At 69.3% G+C, this 17567-nt stretch carries 17 protein-coding genes; 3 read left to right on the top strand and 14 right to left on the bottom strand.

Features of this window, described 5'->3' with window-relative positions:
• Positions 1-110: 110 nt before the first annotated feature.
• Together ABZ942_RS23865 and ABZ942_RS23860 are read left to right on the top strand one after the other, a co-directional pair.
• Positions 111-1940: a hypothetical protein gene (locus ABZ942_RS23865; protein WP_357385446.1), complete on the top strand. Its 1830-nt coding sequence runs from the start codon at positions 111-113 to the stop codon at positions 1938-1940.
• A 107-nt stretch (positions 1941-2047) separates the two neighbouring features.
• Complete coding sequence (locus ABZ942_RS23860; RefSeq protein ID WP_357385444.1) at positions 2048-2320, top strand: hypothetical protein; 273 nt, start codon at positions 2048-2050, stop codon at positions 2318-2320.
• A gap of 70 nt (positions 2321-2390) precedes the next feature.
• On the opposite strand, the gene ABZ942_RS23855 is transcribed toward ABZ942_RS23860, so the two are convergent.
• The 6 genes from ABZ942_RS23855 to ABZ942_RS23830 form a co-directional block, all read right to left on the bottom strand.
• Positions 2391-2633, bottom strand: a complete 243-nt coding sequence (locus ABZ942_RS23855) for a hypothetical protein (RefSeq protein ID WP_357385442.1) — start codon at positions 2631-2633, stop codon at positions 2391-2393.
• Between the two features lie 209 nt (positions 2634-2842).
• A complete protein-coding gene (locus tag ABZ942_RS23850; RefSeq protein ID WP_357385440.1) occupies positions 2843-4408 on the bottom strand; it encodes a bifunctional uroporphyrinogen-III C-methyltransferase/uroporphyrinogen-III synthase in 1566 nt (521 codons plus the stop codon).
• Positions 4409-4481: 73 nt separating this feature from the next.
• The gene (gene hemC / locus ABZ942_RS23845; protein ID WP_357385438.1) at positions 4482-5561 is read right to left on the bottom strand and encodes a hydroxymethylbilane synthase; all 1080 of its coding nucleotides are present in this window, start codon (positions 5559-5561) and stop codon (positions 4482-4484) included.
• A gap of 49 nt (positions 5562-5610) precedes the next feature.
• Positions 5611-7050, bottom strand: coding sequence for a glutamyl-tRNA reductase (locus tag ABZ942_RS23840; RefSeq protein ID WP_357385436.1), 1440 nt, complete (start codon positions 7048-7050; stop codon positions 5611-5613).
• A 73-nt stretch (positions 7051-7123) separates the two neighbouring features.
• Positions 7124-7984 carry a redox-sensing transcriptional repressor Rex gene (locus tag ABZ942_RS23835; RefSeq protein ID WP_357385434.1) on the bottom strand — a complete coding sequence of 287 codons (861 nt, stop codon included), beginning with the start codon at positions 7982-7984 and terminating at the stop codon, positions 7124-7126.
• 329 nt (positions 7985-8313) lie between these two features.
• On the bottom strand, positions 8314-8574 hold the full coding sequence (locus ABZ942_RS23830) for a glutaredoxin family protein (RefSeq protein ID WP_357385432.1): 261 nt from the start codon (positions 8572-8574) through the stop codon (positions 8314-8316).
• Between the two features lie 186 nt (positions 8575-8760).
• On the opposite strand from ABZ942_RS23830, the gene ABZ942_RS23825 reads away from it, so the two are divergent.
• Entirely contained in the window at positions 8761-9714 is a 954-nt protein-coding gene (locus ABZ942_RS23825) for an HAD-IB family hydrolase (RefSeq protein ID WP_357385888.1), read from the top strand.
• 132 nt (positions 9715-9846) lie between these two features.
• Here the strand turns inward: ABZ942_RS23825 and ABZ942_RS23820 are convergent, their stop codons facing one another.
• From ABZ942_RS23820 to ABZ942_RS23785, 8 genes are all read right to left on the bottom strand, one after another.
• A complete protein-coding gene (locus ABZ942_RS23820) occupies positions 9847-10872 on the bottom strand; it encodes a lysophospholipid acyltransferase family protein (RefSeq protein WP_357385430.1) in 1026 nt (341 codons plus the stop codon).
• The gene (locus ABZ942_RS23815) at positions 10869-11903 is read right to left on the bottom strand and encodes an NAD-dependent epimerase/dehydratase family protein (protein WP_357385886.1); all 1035 of its coding nucleotides are present in this window, start codon (positions 11901-11903) and stop codon (positions 10869-10871) included. The genes ABZ942_RS23820 and ABZ942_RS23815 overlap by 4 nt, the downstream gene beginning before the upstream one ends.
• A 247-nt stretch (positions 11904-12150) precedes the next feature.
• The gene (locus ABZ942_RS23810; RefSeq protein WP_003402602.1) at positions 12151-12252 is read right to left on the bottom strand and encodes an AURKAIP1/COX24 domain-containing protein; all 102 of its coding nucleotides are present in this window, start codon (positions 12250-12252) and stop codon (positions 12151-12153) included.
• A gap of 263 nt (positions 12253-12515) precedes the next feature.
• A complete protein-coding gene (locus ABZ942_RS23805; RefSeq protein ID WP_014988570.1) occupies positions 12516-12701 on the bottom strand; it encodes a helix-turn-helix domain-containing protein in 186 nt (61 codons plus the stop codon).
• A 335-nt stretch (positions 12702-13036) separates the two neighbouring features.
• A complete protein-coding gene (gene proC, locus ABZ942_RS23800) occupies positions 13037-13894 on the bottom strand; it encodes a pyrroline-5-carboxylate reductase (RefSeq protein ID WP_357385427.1) in 858 nt (285 codons plus the stop codon).
• A gap of 22 nt (positions 13895-13916) precedes the next feature.
• Positions 13917-14798, bottom strand: a complete 882-nt coding sequence (locus ABZ942_RS23795; RefSeq protein WP_357385425.1) for a thioesterase family protein — start codon at positions 14796-14798, stop codon at positions 13917-13919.
• Positions 14799-15084: 286 nt separating this feature from the next.
• Positions 15085-15972: a sugar phosphate isomerase/epimerase gene (locus tag ABZ942_RS23790; RefSeq protein WP_357385423.1), complete on the bottom strand. Its 888-nt coding sequence runs from the start codon at positions 15970-15972 to the stop codon at positions 15085-15087.
• A 14-nt stretch (positions 15973-15986) separates the two neighbouring features.
• A complete protein-coding gene (locus ABZ942_RS23785; RefSeq protein ID WP_357385421.1) occupies positions 15987-17552 on the bottom strand; it encodes a hypothetical protein in 1566 nt (521 codons plus the stop codon).
• Between the last annotated feature and the right edge of the window lie 15 nt (positions 17553-17567).

Here is a 17567-nt window from a genome sequence, read left to right as displayed (position 1 = left end):
ACATCGGACGTTCAGGTGTCCCCCCGTTGGTAGCGAGGGGACACCCGATCACTCGCGCTCCAGTGCGGCTGCAACCGCCTGAAGCTCTTGCAGATTTGGAGAACTCTGCCATGACCACAGTAGATGCACCTGCCGTGTTCGCACCGTCGGATTCGCCGTCACGACCGGAAAAGTCCAGTACCACCGACGCATTGCGCACCGCGCTGCGAGGTCCGGACGAAGAACTGCACCGGCGCGTGCGCGCCGCGGTGCTCGCCCTCGGCGATCGGCCCCGCTCGGACCTGACCTATGCCGAGGAGGCGGCGCTGGCGCCCGCGCTGCTGCGCTCGGCGATCGCCGAGCTGGGCGGCTCGTCGGTCGCCATCGCGGCGGATGTGCGTATGCGGGGCAGCCTGTGCGAGTGGGCCGCCATCGCCGCCCCGCACCTGATTCCCGTCCTCACCGGCCACCTGGATCTGTCGGTCGGCGCCATCGCGACGCTCGGCACCGGTGCGCAGTACCAGGCCGAGCTCTTGGCTCAGCTCGATGCCGGTACGGCGGTCGGCGAACTGGCCCTGACCGAGCTGGGCGGCACCAACGGCAGCGATCAGCAGACCACCGCGACGTGGGACGCGGCCAGCGACGGGTACTGGCTGAATTCGCCGACCGCGGCCAGCTGGAAATTCATGCCGAACATCGCCTCGGCGACACCGCGAATCGGCGTGACCACCGCCCGTCTGATCGTCGACGGCCGGGATGAGGGCGTCCTGCCGTTCCTGCTGCGATTCCGCGACGCCGACGGCTCGCTGGTGCCCGGCCTGGAGGTCCGTACGCTGCCCGATAAGTCCTGGGCTCCGATGGATCACGCGTTGATTCGGTTCAACGCGCTGTTCGTGCCGCGCGACGCGTTACTCGGCGGCGATTGGGCGGTGATGACCCGGACCGGGCTGCGCTGCGAGCTCCCGCCGCGGGCCCGTTTCCATCGTGCGATCGCGATGTTGGGGGAAGGGCGACTGGATCTGGCCAACGCCGCGAGCGCGGTCGCGCGCGCGGGGCTCGCCCTGTTGGTCAACTACGCCGCCGCACGGCGACCCGGCAAGGTCGCCATGATCGAGCGCGGAACAGTGCGCCGCGATGTGGTTTCCGCGCTGGCCGCCGTCTACGCCACCAGCATTCTCGGCTATCAGATACAAGATATGCGGTCACGAACCCGCGCCGGCGATCCGCGCCAAGCGGTGTGGTCGATGCTGGCCAAACCGCTACTGGCCTACACCGCGCACCAGGTACTGCTGACCTGCCGCCAGCGCGGGGCCGCGCAAGCGAGCCTGCGCGCCAATTGGATCGGCGATTGGATCGGCACCACCGAGGGGATCATCACCGCCGAGGGTGAGTCGCAACTGCTGCTCAAACAGGCGGGGCTGGCGGCGATGGCGGGCGTGGACATCACGGCGTTCGACCTCCCGGCGGCCCCGGCTCAGCTGCCCTGGTACCTGCAGCTGCTCGTCGAGCGAGAGGTGACCGTGGCGGCCGGGTTGCGCCACCACGACCTCGCCGCAGCCGGCGTGGCGATCGACCGGGACACCGCCGCCATCGAACTGGCCACCGCGACCGCGGAACGCCTGGCGGCCACCGCGGTTCACACCGCGGCACAGCACACCGCCGACCCGACGGCACGTGCGCTGCTGGAATCCGCCGGAGCGGTCTATGCCCTGGAACGGATCTACGCTCGCGGGGTCTGGTACGCCGCGCACCAGCGGATGCCCGCCCGCTGCGCGTGCGCGGTCGAGTCCGAGCTGCTGCGCCACCGTCTCGTGCTGGCCGAGCACCTCGGTGTGCTCGTCGACGCCTTCGATATCCCCCTCGAGGCGTTGGACGCTCCGATGGCCTCGACGGACTACCTGCAGTGGTGGCAACACTGGGCGGGCTGGTCGAGCTCGCCGTTGAGCGGTGCCCTGGCGTAGTCGTCGAACCCCTTGCGGCCAGCGGTTTTTGTCGGTACTCGTTGGTATAATCGAAACAGTGTTCGAGGGGATTCGCCGAGTCCCCGATCGCAACGGGAGGGAAGCCTGTGCCCGCGACGAAGACCGTTCTCATCGACCGGCCCTACACACCGCTGGAGAAGCAGCGACTACCCGCGGGGCGCCCGCGGTCGTGGTATGTCCGCCACAATCGGAAACTCAAGGCGATGCGCCTGACCATCGCACTGCTCGACTCGGGCGTCTACAACCCGAGCTCGGCGAACAACAAGTGCATCCGGCACACCGCCGAGGTCATCGGCATTCGCCCGCCGTCCGACCTCACCTGCACCATGGTGCGCACACTGCTGCGTAAGCGGTACTGAGGCACCGCCTCAAGCCGGATCGGCGGCGTATCGCATGCGGTACGCCGCCGATCCAAAACCGCTACCTGCGCTATACGGTGCAAATCTGGCCGGTACCGCCGGACAACGTCTTGAGTAGGCAGGCAAAGCCGCGCCCGATCGCGGGCAACCCCTGCAGCGAACCGGTCGAGCTGCCCGTCGACGCGTCGATATCAGCGGGCGCGGCGGCAGGCAGCGCGGGCGCGGGCGCCGCCAATGCCGAAGCGCCGCTGGACAATACGATGACCATGGTGGCGAACGTTGCCGCGCCGACGTGCACTATCGATCGTTTCATCGAAACCAACTCCCTCTTGTGATCGCGCTAACACGCCAGGACAAACTAGCCCGACCACACGAGATGAGCTGCCCATGTTTTCATGGGCATAGCCCAGCAATGGTGCCAAATCCACTGCCGGACAACAGATATCGATACCACCGGAAAACTACGAACGAAATGCACACTGCCCGTACCGAACTCGGCACGGGCAGTGGGTACAGCAGGGATCAGCGGCTGCGGCGACTCTTCTTCCGCGGCGGCGGCAACAGCCCCTCGGCACGCAGCCGGGCGGCATGCTCGGCGAGCGCCTCGACCAACGGACCGACCTGAGCGACCTCGGGCTGCACGTCGACGCGCAGACCGAATTCGATGGCGGTCTCGGCGGTCTTCGGGCCGATGCACGCGACGATGGTGCGCGCGTGCGGCTTGCCCGCGATGCCGACCAGGTTGCGCACCGTGGAGGACGAGGTGAACAGGACCGCGTCGAAACCGCCGGTCTTGATCATCTCGCGGGTCTCCGCGGGCGGCGGCGAGGCGCGCACCGTGCGGTAGGCGGTGACGTCGTCGATTTCCCAGCCGCGGTCGCGCAGGCCCTCGGCCAACGTCTCGGTGGCAATGTCGGCGCGCGGCAACAGAACTCGGTTCACCGGGTCGAAAACGTCGTCGTAGGGCGGGAAGTCGGCGAGCAGGCCCTCGGAGGACTGTTCACCGCTGGGCACCAGCTCGGGGTTGATGCCGAACGAACGGACCCGGTCCGCGGTGGCCTCGCCGACGCAGGCGATCTTCACGCCGGAGAAAGCCCGTGCGTCCAAACCGAATTCGGCGAACTTCTCCCACACCGCGCGCACCGCGTTGGTGGAGGTGAACACCACCCACTGGTAGCGGCCGTCGACCAGACCCTTGACCGCGCGCTCCATCTGCGCGGGGCTGCGCGGCGGCTCGACCGCGATCGTCGGCACCTCCATCGGAATGGCGCCGTGCGTGACCAGCCGCTCGCTCATCTCGCCCGCCTGGTCCTTGGTGCGCGGCACCAGCACGGTCCAGCCGTACAGCGCGCGCGACTCCCACCAGGACATCTTCGAGCGCGACGCGACCACCTTGCCGATGGTCACCACCAGCGGGCCGACCAGCTCGGAGGCGGCGCTGTTCAGCGTGGCCAGGGTGGCCTCGATGGTGCGCTGCTGCCGGGTGGTGCCGCGCACGGTCACCGCGACCGGAGTTTGCGGCGCCATGCCGTGTTCCACCAGGGCGCTTGCGGTTTCGGCCAGGTGGCCCGAGGTCGCGTGCAGCACCAGAGGTCCGGGGGCGGCGGCCAGCGCGGCCCAGTCGACCTCGCCGCGCACGTCGGCCTCTGTGTGCCCGGAGCCGAGCGCGATGCCCGCGTAGCTGGGCACGGCCGAGCCGTTGGGCAGGCCGGGCAGCACCTCGAACACCATGTGCGAGCGGGTGACCGCGTTGACCTCGGCGATCACCGAGTCGGTGGTCAACGGGTCACCGGCGACCACGCGGACGACGTCGTGGCCGTTGCGGGCCTCGGCGATCAGCGTCTTGGCCACCTCGGCCGGCTCGCCCAGGGCGGGCCGCACGTCCACCGGACGCTCGCCGTCTTCGCCGGGCTCGACCGCGGTCCCGATCAGGGCGAGCACACCCTTGTCGACATCGGGATCGGTGAACGCGAGCGTCGCGCGGCCGATCACCTCACGAGCGCGCACAGTGAGCAACGCCGGGTCGCCGGGACCTGACCCGACGAAAAGGATCCGACCTGGCTGCTTCTTGGTAGCTCGACCGCTCATGCCTCCACCTCGCTGGCGCTCGGTCCCGCCGTGCGCGGTGCGCACTGTGTCATGAATCGCTCGCTACGCTCGCTCATTGGTTGTTCTCCATTGGGCTGGGTTGGGTGAAGTCTGAGGCGGGCGCATTCACCGCCTGTGTAGCCGAACCGGATTCCGGTTCGGGGGCATCGGCCCCTGGTTCGGCGACGCTGAGTAACTCGCGCGCGCCCATGTCGAGGAGCTCGCGGGCCAGGGCCCGGCCGAGCTCGTCCGCGTTCGCCGGTGCGCCGACCACCGAGGCCCGGACCACATCGGACCCGTCGACCGCCGCCGCGCAACCGCGCAGCGAGAGCTCGTCGAAGATCCGTCCGTCTTCATCGATGGACTCGACTACTTCCGCGAGCGCGCCGATCGGCGCGGTGCAGCCTGCCTCGAGTTCGGCGAGCAAGGCCCGCTCGGCGATGATCGACGCACGGGTCGCGGCGTCGTCCAGCGCGGTGAGCGCCTCGATGAGTTCGGTGTCGTCGCAGCGGCATTCGACGGCCAGCGCACCTTGACCCGGCGCGGGCAGCATCTGCACCGGCTCCAAGGCCTCGGTCACCGCATCCAGTCTGCCGATTCTGGCCAGGCCAGCTCTGGCGACCACGACCGCGTCGAGGTGACCGTCGCTGACCTTGCGCAGGCGGGTGTCCAGGTTGCCGCGCAACGGCACGATGTCCAGGCCGAGACCCAGCGCCCGCAGCTGCGAGGCCCGCCGCGGCGCGGAGGTGCCGACCTTGGCGCCCGCGGGCAGTTCGCCGAGTACCAGTCCGTCGCGGGCGACGAGCGCGTCGCGCGGATCCTGCCGGGGCGGGATGGCGGCGATGGTGAAGCGCGGGTCCTGCGCGGTCGGCAGGTCCTTGTAGGAGTGCACCGCGATGTCGATGTTGCCCGCCGCCAGCTCGTCGCGCAGGGCGGAGGTGAACACGCCGACGCCGATCTGCTGCACCGGCTCGGACGAGAGATCACCGAGCGTCTTGACGACGACCAGCTCGGCCTCGTGTCCCGCGGCGACCAGCGCGTCGCGGATGGTGCCCGACTGGGTGAGCGCCAGCAGGCTGCCGCGCGTGCCGATCCGCCACGGCGCGCGCGTGCTGCCTGCCGTCACGTTGTCCTCTTCCTGCACGAGTGTCATGCCCGCACCTCGCGGGTGCGTGGCGCGGCCTTACCGATCCGGTGCGCCGTCATGCCGGCTGCCCCTGTTCGTCGCCGCGGTGGCCGGTGGTGAAGTCGTCGGCGAGGGCGATGTCGGCGTCGGTGAGCAACATGCCCGCGTGGTCGCCGATCGCGGAGATCTCCATCGGCGTGGCAACCGCCTGCGCCGCACCTGGTTTCAGCTCGAACAGCTCGCGCAGCGCCTCGGCGTAGCTGTCACCGCCCGGCGTGGAGGCCAGCTGCTTGACCCGCACGGTCGGCGCGTGCAGCAGCTTGTCGACCACCCGGCGCACCGTGCGGGCCACCTCGTCACGCTCCGGGTCGGCCAGGCTCGGCAGCCGCGAATCCAGCCGCAGCAGTTCGGCTTCGACCACCTCGGCGGCGCGCTGGCGCAGCGCGGCCACGGTCGGGGTGACCTCGGCCATCCGCTGGCCGGTCAGGTACTTGGCGAGCTCGTCGGCCACGATCGCGCGGGCCGCGGCGGTGTCGTCGGCGGCGGCGCCGGCCGCCGGATCGCGTTGCAGCGTCTCGATGTCGATGACCGTCACACCGGGCAGTCCGGCGACCGCATGCTCGACATCGCGGGGCAGGCCGAGGTCGCAGAACACCAACGGCCGTTCCGTGGTGGCGAATTCGATGCCGCGCTCGCGCTCGGTCAGTGCCCGGTGGGTGTCGGCCAGGGTCACCACATTGCCGACCGCGCCGGTACACGTGATGACCACATCGGCGACGGCCATCGCCTCGGTGAGCCGGGAAAGTTCCATCGCCTCGGCGTCGACCCCGTAGCCGCCCGCGGTCTCGGCCAGCCGCGCGGCCCGCCCGATGGTGCGGTTCACGACGACGATCCGGCCGATGCCCGCCCGCGAAAGATGCGCCACCGCAAGGCTGCCCATCGCGCCAGCGCCCACCACCACCGCAGTGCGTCCGGTCAGCGAGCCGACGACATGCTGCGCCCGATCCAGCGCGACCGACACGACAGACGCGCCGGCCCGGTCGATTCCGGTCTCCGAGTGCACCCGCTTACCGACCCGCAGCGCGTGCTGGGCCAGCTCGTGCAGGGTCCGCCCGACCGCCTGCTGCGCGTCGGCGGAGGCGTAGGCGCCGCGGATCTGGCTGAGCACCTGCTGCTCGCCGATCACCATCGAGTCCAGCCCGCTGGCCACCGCGAACAGGTGCTCGGCGGCGGCCTCGCTGTAGCGCACGTAGGCGTGCTTGGTCAGGTCGGGCAGCGGCAGCCCGGAATGCTTGGTGAGCAGGTCGCCCACCTCGGCGAGACCGCCGTGGAACGCGTCGACTACGGCGTAGACCTCGACCCGGTTGCAGGTGGAGACGATCATCGCCTCGGAAACATGGCTCGAGGTGAGCATGCGATCGATCAGCTTGGGACGGTCAGCGTCGGCGATGGCCACCTTCTCCAGCACCGAAACGGGCGCACTCCTGTGCGAAATCCCGACCAGAAGAACACTCATGCCTGCGCCTCGCTGACGCTCGGCTCCGGCACGCGCGTTGCACGCTGTGACATGATTCGCTCGCTGCGCTCTCTCATGGACTGACCACCGATCCCTTGCTGCTTGGCTCCGTTGCCGTGTGCGAGGACGCCGTATGCGCGGCTGCCGAATGCTTGAGGGCCTGATGTACGGCCGAGGTATGCGCGGTGGGGGCGCGGTGGCTGATCCGGCTCGACGCGGGCCGCGGCGGGCCCATCGGCGCGGCCACGGGCCCGGAGGCGTTGTCCGCGTTACGTACTCGCTCGAACGACAGCATCTGCAGTTCGACCGCGAGGTCGACCCGGCGCAGCTCGACGCTGGCCGGCGCGACCAGCTCACAGGGCGCGAAGCTCAGAATGGACTGCAGCCCGGCCGCGACCAGTCGGTCGCAGGCGTCCTGGGCCGCGTCGTCGGGCACGGTGATGACCGCGATGGTCGGCTCTAGCGCGGCGACCGCCTCGGCCAGCCCGGCGACATCGCACACCACCAGACCGGCGACCGGCAGGCCGATCACCTCGGGATGATTGTCGAAGATGCCGACCACGGTGAAGCCGCGCCGCTGGAACCCGCCGTAGCCGACCAGGGCACGGCCGAGATTCCCGGCGCCGACGAGCACCACGCGGTGTCCCTGCGACAGGCCGAGCACATCCTCGATCCTCGTCCTCAGCCTGGCTACGTCATAGCCGACACCCCGGACGCCATTGGGTCCGAGGAAGGAAAGGTCCTTGCGCAATTTGGCCGAATTGACACCCGCCGCGACAGCGAGTTCCTCACTCGATACGATGGCAACACCCTCGTCGGCCAACGTGGCGAGGACCCGGAGATAGGTCGCCAAACGCGCGACGGTGGCCTGCGGGATGTCCTTCTGCAGAGCCCTGCCGGAGACGCCGCCCGGCGCCTCATGCTGCTCTGTCACGTCGTCGGCTCCTCGTTCCGGCCCGAATCGGGTACCGGTTCGTCGCTGGACCTCTGGCCCGGGACGGTCCGGTGCCATGGTCGAAGTGTCGGAATGCTGGGTGTCTTTACGCGGTGGGCCCGCAGCCTCGGCAAGCGGGTCCGCGTGCCACCACCGTAACTGCTTGTGCAGCCCTTCACAAAGTCGGTGAAATTGGCCTCATTTTCCGTCGCGACCAGCGCTGCGGCCGGGGAGAACTATCATCGCTACCGGTCAGTGCTCGATTCGAGGGCTTCGCTGCACCTCCGTGGTGACGCTGCGCTGCCTCCTCCGGCGCTGCCGCTCAGCCCTCAGCGGCTCAGGTCGGCCCGCAATCTGGCCTCGTCCACGTCGAAATAGCTGTGCTCACGACCGTTGAGCAGCACCACCGGCAACCGGTCGCCGAACTCCGCGCGCAGGCCAGGATCGGTGGCGGCGGCCTCGTCGACATCGAGCGTCGCGGGCTCGATGCCGAAATCGGCGCAGATCACCCGCAGCTGGTCCAGCGCGATTGCGCACATGCCGCAGCCGGATCTGGTCAACAGGGTCACCGAATGTGTGGGATTGGTCATGGCGGATATTAAATCCCCTCGCCACGCCCGAATCGGTCTGCCAGGTACTGCGATGACTGTCGGTCGGCCCAGTTACTGTGGACATGGTTCGCGCGACGGGCGGAGGTATCGGTGCCGGAACGATCGAAGGTGGCAAGGGCCGGATTCATCGCGGGACGATTCGGCGAGTTTCCGGCGCGGTGGAATCTGGGCGCGATCGGTGAGGGCCTGCAGGATCAACTGGCTCGTATCCCGCGCAGCCCCTTCGGCCCCAGCGAGGAAGAGCTGCGGGCCAACCTGGCCGGCGAGGCAAGTGCGGATGCCGCATTGTCTTTGCACGACGCGGAATTGGCGCTCGCGCAGCGCGATCTCACCGGCCCCGAGGTGCCGCGTGACCTCACCGCGGCGGCATTCTTCGACGTGGACAACACGATGGTGCAGGGCGCGTCGATCGTGCACTTCGCCCGAGGTCTGGCCGCGCGCAAGTACTTCAAGACCTCCGACCTGGTCGACGTGGCCTGGAAGCAGGTCAAGTTCCGGGTTACCGGGCGGGAGAACAGCTCCGACATGGCCAGCGGCAAGGAGAAGGCGCTGGAGTTCATCGCCGGGCGCCCCACCGCCGAGCTGGCCGCGCTCGGCGAGGAGATCTACGACGAGATCATCGCCGACAAGATCTGGCCCGGCACAAGGGCTCTCGCACAGATGCATCTGGACGCGGGCCAGCAGGTCTGGCTGGTCACCGCGACGCCGGTCGAGCTGGCCCAGGTGATCGCCAAGCGGCTCGGGCTCACCGGCGCGCTGGGCACGGTGGCCGAGAGCGTGGACGGCAAGTTCACCGGGCGGCTGGTCGGCGACATCCTACACGGGCTCGGCAAGGCGCACGCGGTGCGCACGCTGGCGATTCGAGAAGGGTTGAACCTCAAGCGCTGTACCGCGTACTCGGACAGTCACAACGACGTGCCGATGCTGTCGCTCGTCGGCACCGCGGTCGCGATCAACCCGGATTCGGACCTGCGCGAGGTGGCGAAGAACCGGGGCTGGGAAATCCGCGACTTCCGCACCGGGCGCAAGGCCGCGAAGATCGGCGTGCCGACGGCGCTGGCGCTGGGGGCCGCGGGCGGCGCGGTCGCCGCGGCGGTAACCCGCAAGCGCGATCACTGAGCCGCGACTCGGTCCTGGGCTCGACGCGGGCACCCGTCGAGCCGGCGAACGCCGGAAACCAGTGCGGCCGAGGGGTTTACCGACTGGTGCCCGGCGTTCGCCGGGTCGACGGGCAGCTGCGGACGGTGCGGCTCAGCCCGTAAAAGGGTTGCGGCGCTTGGTGAGCAGCTTGTAGAGCGTCGACTGGATGGTTTCGCGAACCTGGTCGGTCACCTCGAACATGGTCATCGGATCGTCGGCCGCCTCCGGCTCGTAGCCGGTGGTCGGGATCGGCGCGCCGAATTCGATGTACCACTTCGACGGCAGCGGCAGCGCGCCCAGCGGGCCGAGCAGCGGGAACAGCGGCGTCACCGGGAAGTACGGCAGACCGAGCAGTCGCGCGAGCGGCTGCAGATCGGCCAGCTTCGGGTAGATCTCCTCGGAACCGACGATGGAGCACGGGATGATCGGCACACCGGCCCGCACCGCCGCGGCCACGAAACCGCCGCGGCCGAACCGCTGCAGCTTGTAGCGGTCGGCGAACTGCTTGCCGACCCCCTTGAAGCCTTCCGGGAAGACGCCGGTGAGTTCGCCGGCCCGCAGCAACCGTTCGGCGTCCTCGCGGCAGGCGAGGGTGTGGCCCGCCTTGCGGGCGAGTGCGCCGAGCAGCGGAGTTTCGAAGATCAGGTCGGCGGCCAGCAACCGCAGTGCCCGCTGCTTCGGGTGCCGGTCGTGGATGGCCAGCTGCAGCATCAGCCCGTCCAGCGGAATGGTGCCCGCGTGGTTGGCCACGATCAGCGCGCCACCCGCCTCTGGGATGTTCTCCATCCCGCTGACCTGCACCCGGAACCACAGTTCCGACATCGGGCGCAACGCGGGCAGGATCACCGACTCGAGCAGGTGCTCGTCGAAACCGAACTCGTCCACCTGGTAGTCGCCGGTGATCCGGCGGCGGGCGAAGTCGGCGGTCTTGCCGATCTGCTTGCCGAGCGCGCCCCGCACCAGCTCCGAGAGCGACTGTGGCGCGGGCGGTTCGGTGGCCGCCAGGCGATCGGTCAGCGAGGTCACCGGGCTGGGCGCTTCGCCCCGCGCGTGCTCCGGCCAGCGCCGGGCGGTCGGGCGCGAGCGCGCCTCGTCCTGCATATCGTGGAGTTGAATGACTTTCGCTACGTCGTTCATTGCTGCGCTCCCGTACCGGCCCCGAGCAGGCCGAGCAGTTTGTTTTCTGCGGCATCGATCCACGCGGGATCGATTACGGGCCGCAACGCTGCGCCCCCGATGAAGTCGTCAAAGGCCTGCATGGTCGTCCAGCGCGGCACGAAGCCGAGTTCGGCACGCATCCGGGTGGTATCGAGGCCACAACCAAAATGGAAATAGTCGAGCTGTTCGCCGGAGAATTCGCGCATCACCGGCCCCATCAGCACCCGGCCCGCGGTCCGGAACAGCGCGAACGGCACCGGCAGTTCGATCCGGCCCGCGCGCCGCACCGCCTGCGACAGTGCGAGCGCGCCATCGCCGGCGATGTTGTAAGTGCCGGTGCGGGCGGTCAGCGCGGAGTGCGCGAGCGCGGCGACCGCGTCCTCCTCGTGCAGCAGTTGCAGCCGCGCGTCGCGGCCGAACACCGTCGGCGTGATCGGCGAACGGAGATACTGCATGCCCCGGCTCGCCAGCCGCGGTCCGACAATCGGTGCGAAACGCAGAATAGAGGTGGCGATATCCGGCCGCCGCCGCGCGAGTCCGCGCACAAAACCTTCGATGTCGATCATGTCGCGCGCGAACTCACCGCGCGGCGGCGTGCGCGCACTCATTTCCTCGGTGAATTTCGCCGGGTCCTTCGCGCTACAGCCGTACACCGCCGAGGAGGACCGCACGACGACCCGGCGCACCGTCGGCGCCTTCTGGCAGACCGCGAACAACTGCATCGCGCCGAGCACATTGAGGTCCTTCATCACCGCGCGCCCGGCCCCGGCGGGCGGCCTGGCCAGCACCGCCGCGTGCACCACGGTATCCACCGCGCCACCATCGATCACCTTACGGATCAACGGATTTCGGATATCGGCGCGCACGAATTCGGCACGGCCCATGCGCCGCTGCAACTCTCGGCTCGGGGTCATCGTGTCGACCGCGATGATGCGGTCGATGTCGGGATCCTGCGCGAGACGCGCGACCACATTGCCGCCGAAGAAGCGACTCGCACCGGTCACCAACACGACTTTCGGCGTGCGTCCGTCTCGAGCGTCAGAAGCCACCGGCACCGCATCCCACCTTGGCAAGCCCCCGTTATCACTTATTCCCCGGTTCCTAGGGTAGCCGCTGCGTTCACGGGTTCTGTTGGTATTTACCAGGTTCTAACGATGACTTCAGTCACCTGAAACACGCCGCGGTTTCAAAAATCGGTATTTCAAACAAAAAGGCCCGCCACCTGAGGTGACGGGCCTTCGAGCTGACGCGCAGCGCTTACTTGCCGAGTTTGCGCCGCTGCACACGTGTGCGGCGAAGCAGCTTGCGGTGCTTCTTCTTCGACATGCGCTTGCGGCGCTTCTTGATCACAGAACCCATAGGGTTGTTCCTCGCGTTCTCTCTACTCGGCGCGCACGCTACACACGTACGCCAACTGACCGGTCGTTCGGCAAGCCTCACGTCCAGTGTCCGCGCCGCCGGGTACCACCGGACACCACAGGGTGATGCCACCGGCGGGCGAACACGAACCGAGGGTCCATCGTACCGGCACGTCCGGTCAGCCTCGAAACCGCCTGATCCAACGCCGCCGGACCAGGTCCGTCGGCGTCCCGCGCCCGGCTGAGCGCGAACGGATCAGGCGTTCATCCGGCGTCGAAGTAGGACGTCTCCAGATAGTCGTGTACCGCCTTGGCGTGCACCCGGAACGAACGACCCACCCGCACCGCGGGCAACTCACCGGAATGCACTAGCCGGTACACCGTCATCTTGGACACTCGCATCAGGCTCGCCACCTCGGCGACCGTGAGGAACTGAGTGCCGCCGAGCATGGGTTGACCCTGCGACCCGGAACCACCTTGCACCCGGGAACCAGCCCGGGCGCCTGAGGGACCTGGGCCACTCGAACTTCCTGAGCTACTTGCAGACATCTTGTTAGACATCATTGCACCATTGACCTCCGGCACGCCCGCGCCGCCGGCTTCCCCACCGGCGGAACAGACACGCACGTGCTGCTTGAAGCTTAGCGGGACCAGTGGTGTTACTGCGACGGGAGTGAGAAATCAGCTTTTCCCATTGGGAACCGACCGGTTGCGTGCTTCCGAACGGGTGCTGTCCGGGAGGCGCATCGGGGCCCCCGACCGCCGGATGCCAGCGACCGCGGTGGTTACATCGCGCTGCCTGCTCCGAGGCCGTCGCCGCCGCCCTGCTCGGCGGAGCGTTGCTTCGCGGCGTGCAAAGCCTCCAGGAAGGCCGAACGGACCCCGCCGCGCTCGAGCTCACGCACCGCAGCGGCCGTGGTGCCCGCCGGTGAGGTGACCGCGGCCCGCAGTTCCACCGCGCTCTGATCGGACTCGACGAGCAGGGCCGCCGAACCGACCATCGTCTGCACCACCAGCTCGGTGGCCACCTCGCGGGTCAGCCCGAGGCCGACGCCCGCGTCCACCATGGCCTCGACGATCAGGAAGAAGTAGGCGGGCCCGGAGCCGGAGACCGCGGTGACCGCGTCCATCTGCGCCTCCGCGACGGTCACCACCTTGCCGACCGCGCCGAGCACCTCGGTCACCAGCTCCAGCTGCGGCGGGCGCGCGTGCCGCCCCGGCGCGATCACGCTCATGCCCTGGCCGACCAGCATCGGGGTATTCGGCATCACCCGCACCACCGGGAAGCCGGCGGGCAACTTCGCCTCCAACCGTGCGGTCGGCACGCCCGCGGCCAGCGAAACCAGGATCTGGTCGCGATCGTTGCCGACGCTCGCGTTGTCGCTGAGCGCGGCCTTGCCGAGCGCGGTCATCACCGCGTCGACGTCAGCGGGCTTGACGGCGACCACCAGGAGATCCGCGCCGACCGCGGCGTCGGCCACCGAATCGGTGACCCGCACGCCGAACCGCTCGGCGAGCTGGGCGCCCCGCTCCGGAAACGTTTCGACGACAACCAGGTCCTTCGCCGGCCGCCCGGACTCGAGCAAGCCCGCGATCAACGCCTCCCCAATGCGTCCGCCACCGATAACCGCAATTCTCGTCATGGGGGAAAAGCCTAGACGGCGGTCATCCCTGCGGAATCAGCGCCAGCTGGCGGCTCTGCGCGACGACCGCGCCAGTGGAATCGAGGATGAGCTGGTCCTCGTCGAACAGGCGGGCGCCGACCTCGTGCGTGGTCGCGATGATGCGCAGCCAGCCGGGGGCGGGCTTGCGGCGCAGGAAAGTACTCATCTGGACGGTGGGCGCCCAGCCGAAATGCCCCAGGTTGAACGGAACCGGCGGGCTCATGTCCGCGCTCATCATCGCGAAGAACATGGCGACCTCCGGGTCCTGCTGATCGGCGGGGCGCGGACGCATCCACAGCCGCAGGCGTGGCTCGGCCGTTTCGCCGTCGAGGAAACGGCCCCACTCCCGATCGAGGTAGAGCTCGGCGGACTGGCCGACGTGCACGATCCGGCCCATCGGCGAGCCCGGCTCGTAGCCGACCGCGTCGGCGGGTGGTTCGACGGGCATGTCGTCGTGTTCGCGCGCGAAACGCGGCGCGGCGTCGTCGAGGTGGCCGAAGGTCAGCGCGGTGCGCACCAGCGTGCGGCCGTGCTGGATCAGGTTCGCGTCGGCGAGGCAGATCTGGCGGCCGATCTTGCGGATGCGCACCTCGTATTCGACGTCGCCGGGGTCGGGCGCGCCGAGGAAGTCGGAGCTCGCGGCGATCGGCGCCATGTCGACCAGGGCCGGATCGGTCGCGCGCAGCCACTGCAGGCCGGCCGCGGCGCTGGCCGCGACCATGGTGCCGCCGTGCACCTTGTCGCCGATCGTCCAGGACTTGCCGATATCGCCGAGGTAGCGACCGGTGTCGGGGGTGGTCGCGGGCAGCTCGGTCAACGCGAGCACCCGGCTGAACGGCGCCTCGGTCTCGCTCAGCCGTCTCGGATCCAGCTCCGTCGTCATCGTCACTCCCGTCGTCCACCCGCCGCGTCGGCGATCAGGGCTACTGGTACGCGGCGTTCGTACAGCGTAGAACGCAGCGGTTGGCCGGGCACATTCCCGTCGGCCGGGCCGGCGCGAGATGCATCACACCTGTTCGCGAGGCTCGCGCACGGCGAAGTAGCCGCCGGGCCGCAATCAACTCGGCGAGCAGGTCACCGGAATCTGCAAAACATTTGCGGCGGAACGCTTTTCGCATCCGACGCGGCGCATGATTCATCAATGCGCTTGCGAAACAGGAACTTTCGCGTCAGGCGTGGTTGGCCGGAGTCGGCGCGGGTGCGGTTTGGCCGTTCAGGTGCAGCCGGGCGAACGCGAGGGTGCGGTGCAGCATGGCCGCGCGGTCCTGGGTGGTGCGGGCGTTCTGGGTGTTGATCTCGGCGACGGCTTGACCGGCAAAGCCGTTGCGGACCAAGGCCGCACACACCTCGACGCACGGCTGGGTGCCCTCACCGGGGACGAGATGCTCGTCGTGCGCGGCACCGCGACCGTCGGCCAGGTGCAGGTGGGCCAGGCCCTGACCCATCCTGGCGGCCAGCGCCAACGGGTCCGCGCCCGCGGTCGCGGTGTGCGAGAGATCGAGGGTGTAGTGCTCGAAACCGGTGTCGGTCGGGTCGTAGGACGGGCTGAACGCGGTGAGCCCGATGCCGGGTCCGCCGCGGCGCTCGAGCCGCTTCACCGCACGCTCGCCGCGACCGAACAGGGTGTCGGCACGCATCGGGAACATATTCTCCACCGCGACGACGACCGGGCTGTGCTCCTCGAGCTCGGCGACCTGGTCGGCGAAGTTCTCGGCATAGCGGCGCTGCCAGCGAAACGGCGGATGCACCACGACCGTTCGCGCGCCGAGCGCCTCGGCGGTGCGCACACTGCGCTCGAGTTTGGCGGCCGGATCCGCGCCCCACACCCGTTGCGAGATCAGCAGGCACGGCGCGTGGATCGCGATCACCGGCACGTCGTACTTGCGGGCATAGCCCTGCACGGTGGCGATGCTCTGGCTGGCCGGTTCGGCCCAGACCATCAATTCGATGCCGTCGTAACCGAGTTCGGCCGCGTACCGGAACGCCGCCTCAGTGTTCTGCGGATACACCGACGCCGTGGAGAGTCCGACGAGAATCTGCTGTCCGTTTTTCCGCACTGCCGCTCCCTGCCTCAGTTCGTACTGAGAAGAAAGGCTAGCGGTCCGAGCGTGACGAAGACGCCCACGACGACCGCGATCACTGTGCTGAGTACGTCGTCGGTCCGGCGCAGAATCCGCACCAGCGCGACCAGGCCGAGAATCACGATCATCGCCAGGGCCAGCGCCACCCAGGGGAGCATCTCCCACATGCGCTCGAAACCCTTGAACAGCAACATGCCCACGACGGCCGCGCCGGTGCTCTGACCGCCGAGGATCATCCACTGGCGGCGGTTGGCGTCGTACTCGGCCTTCTTGGCCGCCCGGGTGGAGCGGCGCGGCGAGACCTTGTGGTCGGACTGCTCGTCCTCGTCGAAGTCGTCGAGCTCATCGTGCTCGTCGTCGAGGTCGACGGGCTCGAAGAAATCGGTCTTGCCGTCGTACATCTCCAGCTCGTCGACCGCGGCGCGGCCCGAATCACGTTTCGCGCGACCGCGTTTGCCCCGGCCACCCGCCGCACGTTCGGCATCGGCGCGTTCCGCCCGCTCGACACCGTCCCGGAGCAGATCGCCCGCCACCGTCTGACCGGAAACGAGCTGCTGGTCCTGGCTGGCCAGCGACCATGCGGCGGTGGAGATGCCCTCGGTCTCGGGCGGCGGATCGTTGCGTTGTGGCGCATCGGGTTTGCGTCTTCGCGCCGACCAGGCGGGCAGGCCACCTTCGGCGGCGCCGTTGCGCTGCGGGGATCTCGGCGGCGGTTCGGGCGTCGGCGCCCACGGCGCCGTGGCTCTGGATTCCGGTAGTGGCGCGGGTTCGTCGTAGTCCGCGGCGGACGGCGACCAGGCCGCGGTCGACGGCGCGATCTCGTCCGCTTCGGCCTCGGCCGCGCGGCGCCGGGCGGCGCGGCCGCCGGTGACGCCGTTGCGGCCGTTGCGGTCCGGTGGCGGTACGGCGCCCGCTCCCCCGCGCCCGCCCGGCTCGCGAAGTGGGCGGACCTCGGTGGTGGCGTCGTCGTGCTCGTCGTGCCTGCGGCGTCGTCCAGAACGCGGGGCCTCGTCCGGCACCGGGTCGTTCGCGTACGGATTGGGCGATGGCGCGTAGGGATTCGGCGACGGCGCGTACGGGTTCGGCGACGGGGCGTACAGGTCGGCGACCGGAGTGCGCGCGGACAGCGGGTCGGCGGGCGGGCTGTACCGCGAGTCCGGCATCTCCCGGCCGGGCATCACCCGGTTCGATCGGCCGGGCAGCGGGTCGGCCTGCGGCTCGGGCTGGGCGTACGCGGCGAGCGGGTCGTACATCGAGATCGGCCCGGACATCGGCGAATACGCCGCAGGGTCCGAGGCGGGTGGCGCGTATGAGACAGGTTCCGGTGCGGGCGGTTCGTAGGCCGGTGGTTCATAGACCGGCTCGTCGGGCACCTCGTCGGGTGCGGCGTGCGAGGACTGACCGCTGCCGATGGCGGGCATGTCACCGGTCAGCTCGGCCACCGAGATCCCGCGACCGCCGCGGCGGCGTCGGCCGCCACCCGCGGACGACGCGCCCTGCTGGCCGTTGCGGGCCAGCAGCTCGGCGACCGACAGCTGTTTGGAGTCGTCGCTCATAACCGCACCTCACCG

The sequence above is a fragment of the Nocardia sp. NPDC046473 genome, assembly GCF_040645995.1.
GTDB lineage: Bacteria > Actinomycetota > Actinomycetes > Mycobacteriales > Mycobacteriaceae > Nocardia.
The sequence above is the reverse complement of the archived record's forward strand: the minus strand, read 5'-3'. Positions and strand labels throughout refer to the sequence as shown.